The sequence below is a fragment of the Limnohabitans sp. genome (assembly GCF_044361985.1).
GTDB lineage: Bacteria > Pseudomonadota > Gammaproteobacteria > Burkholderiales > Burkholderiaceae_C > Limnohabitans_A.
In genome coordinates, this window is record NZ_JBIKHV010000106.1 from 1 (window position 1) to 6,861 (window position 6,861).

General features: G+C 61.0%; 8 protein-coding genes. 7 read left to right on the plus strand and 1 reads right to left on the minus strand.

Annotation, left to right across the window (positions count from 1 at the left end):
* Together ACIQ3A_RS12900 and ACIQ3A_RS12905 are read left to right on the plus strand one after the other, a co-directional pair.
* The coding region (locus tag ACIQ3A_RS12900; RefSeq protein WP_396432133.1) for a DUF3108 domain-containing protein at positions 1 to 517 on the plus strand (517 nt) is incomplete at its 5' end.
* Positions 518 to 569: 52 nt separating this feature from the next.
* Positions 570 to 851: a DUF3567 domain-containing protein gene (locus ACIQ3A_RS12905; RefSeq protein ID WP_396432134.1), complete on the plus strand. Its 282-nt coding sequence runs from the start codon at positions 570 to 572 to the stop codon at positions 849 to 851.
* Positions 852 to 1,068: 217 nt separating this feature from the next.
* Here the strand turns inward: ACIQ3A_RS12905 and ACIQ3A_RS12910 are convergent, their stop codons facing one another.
* On the minus strand, positions 1,069 to 2,388 hold the full coding sequence (locus ACIQ3A_RS12910) for an aminotransferase class III-fold pyridoxal phosphate-dependent enzyme (RefSeq protein WP_396432140.1): 1,320 nt from the start codon (positions 2,386 to 2,388) through the stop codon (positions 1,069 to 1,071).
* A gap of 187 nt (positions 2,389 to 2,575) precedes the next feature.
* On the opposite strand from ACIQ3A_RS12910, the gene purU reads away from it, so the two are divergent.
* From purU to ACIQ3A_RS12935, 5 genes are all read left to right on the plus strand, one after another.
* Positions 2,576 to 3,424 carry a formyltetrahydrofolate deformylase gene (gene purU, locus ACIQ3A_RS12915; RefSeq protein WP_396432135.1) on the plus strand — a complete coding sequence of 283 codons (849 nt, stop codon included), beginning with the start codon at positions 2,576 to 2,578 and terminating at the stop codon, positions 3,422 to 3,424.
* 51 nt (positions 3,425 to 3,475) lie between these two features.
* A complete protein-coding gene (locus ACIQ3A_RS12920; RefSeq protein WP_396432136.1) occupies positions 3,476 to 4,351 on the plus strand; it encodes a LysR substrate-binding domain-containing protein in 876 nt (291 codons plus the stop codon).
* A 107-nt stretch (positions 4,352 to 4,458) separates the two neighbouring features.
* Positions 4,459 to 5,967 carry an FAD-linked oxidase C-terminal domain-containing protein gene (locus ACIQ3A_RS12925; RefSeq protein WP_396432137.1) on the plus strand — a complete coding sequence of 503 codons (1,509 nt, stop codon included), beginning with the start codon at positions 4,459 to 4,461 and terminating at the stop codon, positions 5,965 to 5,967.
* A gap of 175 nt (positions 5,968 to 6,142) precedes the next feature.
* On the plus strand, positions 6,143 to 6,577 hold the full coding sequence (locus ACIQ3A_RS12930; protein WP_396432138.1) for a MarR family winged helix-turn-helix transcriptional regulator: 435 nt from the start codon (positions 6,143 to 6,145) through the stop codon (positions 6,575 to 6,577).
* Positions 6,578 to 6,600: 23 nt separating this feature from the next.
* Positions 6,601 to 6,861: FAD-dependent monooxygenase (locus ACIQ3A_RS12935; protein WP_396432139.1), on the plus strand; the 261-nt coding region annotated here is incomplete at its 3' end.

Consider the following 6,861-nt stretch of genomic DNA (forward strand, 5'->3'; position numbering starts at 1 on the left):
GAACATCACCAGCGCAGGCCTGGCCCCCACGCGCTTTTCAGACAGTTGGCGCAACGAGCGTGCAGCCCACTTTGACCGTGCACAAAACCGGGTGGTCTTCAGCACCAACGCGCCCGTCGCAGCGCTGGAACCCGGCGCACAAGACCAGATCAGTCTTTATGTGCAACTGGCTGCCGCGATGGCGGGTGACCCCCAGCGCTTTCAGCCGGGCACGCGTTTGCAAATTCAGACCGCCACCACCCGGGACGCCTTGCCCTGGCTGCTGACCCTGGGCTCGCCCGAAACCTTGGTGCTCGATGGTCAAACCCTGCCCACCGTCAAATGGGTCTGCCAGCCGCGCAACCGCTTCGATGCGAAGGTGGAGTTCTGGGTCGCCGCGCAACACGCCTGGATGCCGGTGCGCATCCGCATCAGCCAGGTCAATGGCAGCTTCATCGACTTGCTGTTGAGTGGCAAAGAAGCGCTGCCGCCGTTGCCAGCGTCTGCACCCGACGGGGTAAAAACCACACCCTCTTGAAGTTCAAAAAAAAGGCCTCACTTCCAGTACTGATCTTGAGAGAGAATGACGCATGAACCTGTTGTATGAATCCGAAACATTTGCCGTGATGCATGTGCTGGCCAACGCACCTGCCGAACCAGCTCCAGCGACCCAAAAGCCCCTGCTGGAACGCCATGGTTTCGAAATCGTAGACAAACGCTCGGGCAAAGAGGTCTACCTGGATGGCTCATGGGCCGAGATGTTCCAGCAACAAATCCAGGCCTGGCAGCAACACACCCCCACCCAAGAAGAAGTCGAAGACACCTTGGAAGGCTACACCGGCCTGGCGCAACACCCTGTTGTGGTGCACTGAAAGCCCGTACCGCACCCCCCAAAAAAGCCGCCTCTCAGGCGGCTTTTTTGTGCCTATCCAGCCCACTAAAACCACTAAAAATCGGCCCTGCCCTCATCAGCACGCCCTTCAGCGGGGCGCGGTGCGCACCAACTCACGCCAATCAGCCACTGCCCGGCATTGCGCAACAGGGGTGCTGCGCGTGGGCGGTCGAAATGGCTTGGCAAGCGTTGGCCGTTCAGGCATGCCTGCGGATGCTGTCGGCCACGGTCTGCACGATCTGGTCGATGTGCGCGTCTTCCACAATGTAGGGCGGGCAGATCACCAGGTTTTCGCCCGCTGGCCGCACCCACACGCCTTTATGGAAACAGTCCATGAAGATGTCGTACACCCGCTTGCCGGGTGAGCCGGCGATGCTGGACAACTCTACCGCCCCGGCCAGGCCCAGCGTGCGGATGCCGATCACATTGGGCAAGCCCTTGAAGGCGCTGTGCATCGCATCGCCCAGCACTTTGCCTTTTTCGCCAGCACGAACAAACAGGTTTTCTTCCTTCATCAAGTCGAGTGTGGCAATCGCTGCTGCGCAGGCCACGGGGTGACCGGAGTAGGTGTAGCCGTGGAAAAACTCGACGGCGTGCTGGGGCGAATTGGCGTTCATCATCGCGTCGTAAATGAAGTCGCGACAGATCACGCCGCCCAAGGGAATCACGCCATTGGTCACCGCCTTGGCGAAGTTCAGCATGTCGGGCACCACGCCATAGAAGTCGGCGCCAAAGTTCACGCCCAGGCGACCAAAGCCGGTGATGACTTCGTCAAAAATCAGCAGGATGCCGTGCTTGTCACAGATCTCGCGCAAGCGCTTCACATAACCCTGAGGTGGGATGAACCAGCCCGCGCTGCCGGCAATGGGTTCGACGATCACCGCCGCGATGTTGCTGGGGTCGTGCAGCACCAGGATGCGGTTTTCCAGCTCCAGCAAAGGGTCTTCGGCCCACACCGGCTCTTCATGGTGAATGTAGGCGTGGTTCACCGGGTCGTGAATAAAACGCATGTGGTCGACACGGGGCAGCAGTTGCGCGCCATAGACCTTGCGGTTGGCGGGCAAGCCCCCCACACTCATGCCGCCAAAGTTGACGCCGTGGTAACCCTTTTCGCGGCCAATGAACACATTGCGATGGCCTTCGCCCCGCGCGCGGTGGTAGGCCAATGCCACTTTCAGGGCGGTATCGGCCGCTTCAGAGCCTGAGTTGCAGAACAACACCTTGTTCAGGTCGCCCGGCGCCATGGCGGCAATCATTTCTGCAGCCTTGAAAGCCTTGTCGTTGCTGGCCTGGAAAGCGGTGGCGTAGTCCAGCGTGTCCAGCTGCTTCTTGATGGCCTCGTTGATTGGGCGGCGGTTGTGGCCTGCGCCCACACACCACAGGCTGGAGATGCCGTCGAGGACTTTTTTGCCATCGTGGGTGGTGAAGTGCATGCCCTCGGCCCCCACAAACACACGCGGGTCTTGCTTGAAGCTGCGGTTGGGCGTGAAAGGCAACCACTGGTTGTCCATGTTCATCTCGGTATGGGCCACGGCAAAACTCCTTGAGGTAAGTGCAGTCACACAGTTTAAAGGGCAAACCGGCAGGCGCCAGCCCCAGCGCGACAAAGCTTGGGACCTGAAAAAAGGGGTCTCTACAATAGAACTTCTCAAAACGAACGCGCCCAGCCTTTCAGCGGCCATGGCGAATCCTGCAGTCTGCCCCATGACCACCACCTACATCCTGACCCTCTCCTGCCCTGACCGAATCGGCATCGTGCACGCCGTATCAGGTTTCTTGCTGGAGCGCGGGGGCAACATCGAAGAGGCCGCGCAATACAACGACCACGATACGGGCCTGTTCTTCATGCGTGTGCAATTTGCGTGCGCGCAAGCTGACGGCGACGTCCTGAAATTGCAGTGGGGCGAATTTGCCCAAACCTTCCAGATGAAGTGGGACCTGCACGCCACCACCCAGCCCATGCGCACCGTGCTCATGGTCAGCAAGGAGGGCCACTGCCTGAACGATCTGCTGTTCCGCTGGAAGAGCGGCTTGCTACCGCTGGACATTCGCGCCATCGTCAGCAACCACCGCGAGTTTTACCAACTGGCCGCCAGCTACAACGTGCCGTTTCACCATATTCCGGTCAGCAAGGACAACAAGGCGCAAGCCGAAGCCAGGCAATACGAGGTTATCCAGGCCGAAGGGGCAGAACTGGTGGTGCTGGCGCGCTACATGCAGGTCCTCAGCGACGACCTGTGCCGCAAATTGGCGGGACGCGCCATCAACATCCACCACTCATTTCTGCCCAGCTTCAAGGGCGCCAAGCCTTACTACCAGGCGCACGACCGGGGTGTGAAGCTGATCGGGGCCACAGCTCACTATGTGACAGCCGATCTGGACGAAGGCCCGATCATCGAGCAGGATGTGGCCCGCGTGGACCACAGCAAAACCGTGGAAGACCTGACCACCATTGGCCGTGACACAGAAAGCCAGGTACTGGCCCGCGCCGTGAAATGGCACAGCGAACACCGCGTCCTGATCAACGGCCACAAAACCGTGATTTTTAAATAAATAACTTTGCGGGACAGATCTTTAGCTCTGTCCCCAACCGATTAAGTCCCCATGTCCACCACCTCACGCATTCCGCCCATCCAGTGCCTCTTGACGTTTGAGGCCCTGGCCCGCTTGCGCAGCGTGACCCAGGCGGCCGAAGAGTTGTGTGTGACCCCCAGCGCTGTGAGCCACCGGGTCAAGCAACTGGAGCAGATCATTGGCACCAAGCTGTTTGGCCGGTCGGACTTTTCCCTCACGACAGAAGGCAACGAATATCTGGCCCATGTGCGCGAAGGCCTGGTGTCTTTGCAACGCTTCCCGAGCACCAACAACACCCCCGGACGGCGCAAATTGCGACTGGCGGTCACGCCCACCTTTGCCCGCTCCATCCTGATGCCGCGCCTGAAGCATTTTCTAGACGCCTACCCCGAGATCGACATCACCCTGCAAGTGAGCATTCCGCTGCTGGACGTGGTGGCCGAAGACGCCGACCTGACGGTGCGTTTTGGCACTGGCCGCTACTCGGATGTCGAGCACGTCTGCCTGGCCAAAGACGATGTGACGCCTCTGGCCTCACCCGCCTGGCTGCGCGAAAACGGCCCTTTCAGCAACGCAGAAGAGCTGCAGGGCGTGTCTCTGCTGCGCAGTCCGCTGGAGCCCTGGCGCACCTGGTTTGCCGCGCACAACCTCGACTGGCCTGAACCCATGGACGGTTCGTCTTTCAACGACATCGGCCTCGTGTGCGACGCCGCGGCCCAGGGCCTGGGCGTTGGCCTGATCCGCACCAAACTGGCGGCGCCCTGGCTAGAAAGCGGCCAACTGGTCCGTTTGTTTGAGCGCAGCGTCCCCAGCCCGCACGCCCACTATCTGTGCTGGCGCACCGGCACCATGGAACGCTGGGAATGCGCCACCTTTGCCGACTGGCTCAAAAGCATCCTGGCCTAGGGCCTCATGGCGCCACGGCTGAATTCACAGACCTGTCAAAGATTATTCAACCCACGCCATCCGGCCAGGGCGTACATTCAAGCCTTCATTTCAAGGTTTTGAATGCCATGAGCGCCAACACCCCCATCGAAACGCAGCAACTGACCGCCACCGAACGCGCCGAGCGCCAACGCGCCGTGGTGCAGGCCTTGGGCCGGGTCCTGCCCGCCGACGCCATCCTCTACACGCCCGAGGACACCACGCCCTACGAGTGCGATGGCCTGACGGCTTACCGTGAGCGGCCTTTGGTGGTGGCTTTGCCTGAAACCGAGGCCCAGGTCAAAGCTGTGCTCCAAGCCTGCCATGCCCTGAAAGTGCCCGTGGTGGCTCGTGGCGCGGGCACGGGCTTGTCGGGTGGCGCGATGCCTCACCGCATGGGCGTGACGCTGTCGATGGCGCGCTTTAACCAGATCCAAAAAGTCGACCCGGTCAGTCGCACGGCGGTGGTGCAATGCGGCGTGCGCAACCTGGCCATCAGCGAGGCGGCCGCGCCCTACGGCCTGTATTACGCGCCCGACCCGTCCAGCCAAATTGCCTGCACGATTGGTGGCAATGTGGCTGAAAACTCTGGCGGCGTGCACTGCCTCAAATACGGCCTGACGGTGCACAACGTGCTCAAGGTGCGCGGCTTCACCATCGAAGGCGACCCGATCGAATTTGGCAGCGATGCGCTCGACACCCCCGGCTACGACTTGCTGGCCGTGCTGGTGGGCAGCGAAGGTATGCTGGCCGTGACCACCGAAGTCACCGTCAAGCTGGTGCCCAAACCCATGCTGGCGCGCTGCATCATGGCCAGCTTTGACGACGTGCGCAAAGCAGGCGACGCCGTGGCTGCCGTGATCGCTGCCGGCATCATCCCTGCCGGCCTGGAAATGATGGACGGCCCCATGACCGCCGCGGTAGAAGACTTTGTGCACGCCGACTACGACCTGAGCGCCGCCGCCATCCTGCTGTGCGAGAGCGACGGCACACCCGAAGAAGTCGAAGAAGAAATCGGCCGCATGAGCGAGGTGCTGCGCAACTGCGGCGCCACCGCCATCACCGTGAGCCGCGACGAGGCCCAACGCCTGAAGTTCTGGAGCGGCCGCAAAAATGCCTTCCCGGCCTCGGGCCGGATCAGCCCCGATTACATGTGCATGGACTCGACCATTCCGCGCAAGCGCCTAGCCGACATCCTGCAAGCCATTTCCGAGATGGAAATCAAGTACGGCCTGAAATGCCTGAACGTGTTTCACGCAGGCGACGGCAACCTGCACCCGCTGATCCTGTTTGATGCCAACGATGCCGACCAATTGCGCCGTTGCGAACTGTTTGGCGCTGACATTCTGGAAACCAGCGTGGCCATGGGAGGCACCGTCACGGGCGAGCATGGCGTGGGCATCGAGAAGGTCAACAGCATGTGCGTGCAATTCAGTGCCGAAGAGAACGAACAGATGTTTGCCGTCAAACGCGCCTTTGACCCGCAAAGCCTGCTGAACCCCGGCAAGGTCATCCCCACGCTCAACCGCTGCGCTGAATATGGCCGCATGCTGGTGCGGGCGGGGGCGATCAAACACCCAGAGCTCGAACGCTTCTGAGCCACTCAACGCCCCTAAACAGCGCCCCTCACCCCCCCATAACGCCTGAGCGATCCTCAGGCGTTTTTTTTTGCGCACCGGGATGCGCACATCCGTCCACAGCATAAATGGTTGCGTGCGCAACAAAATAACTCTAAAATCAGGCTCCTTCAAGACAGAAAAACCAGGCACACACATGACCCCGCCCCTCGACCGGACACTGACCTACCGTCTGCACCAACTGCACAAGCTGACCGATGCGGACAGCCAGTCGGCCTACCCGGAGCGCACCGGTTTGTCGATGAGCGACGGACGCTGCCTGTCGACGATTGGCGCGTTCGAGCCTTTGTCGGTCAAAGAGCTTGCGGACAAAGCCAACCTGAACAAAGGCCAGGCCAGCCGCGCTGCACAGGCCCTGGCCGATCAGGGTCTGGTGTTCAAAGCCGACCACCCGGGCGATGGCCGAGGCGTGGTGCTGACGCTCACACCCAGCGGGCGCAAAGTATTCCAGCGCGCCATGGACATGATCGCCCACCGCAACGAACAAATTTTTGGCTGCCTGACTGCCAAAGAACAAACGAGCTTGAGCGCCCTGTTCGACCGCCTGATCGCCCACGCCCGTCCTCGCTGAAATCCACTTGACGCCATCACACCATGCACACCCCCACCACCCAAGCGCGTCCTTGCATTTATTACACCTACGAAGTTTTCAAGCCCTGGCTGCCCTCGGCACACCCAAAGCAGGACCGAAAAAAAGTCGTGGTTGTCGGCTCGGGTCCGGCGGGCATGGTAACGGCGCTGGAGTTGGCGCGCCACGGCGTGGCCAGTGTGGTGCTGTCAGCCGAGTTGCAGTTCTCGCAAGGCAGCCGAGCGATCTGTTTCACCCGTCGCTCGATGGAAATCCTGCAGCAAGTC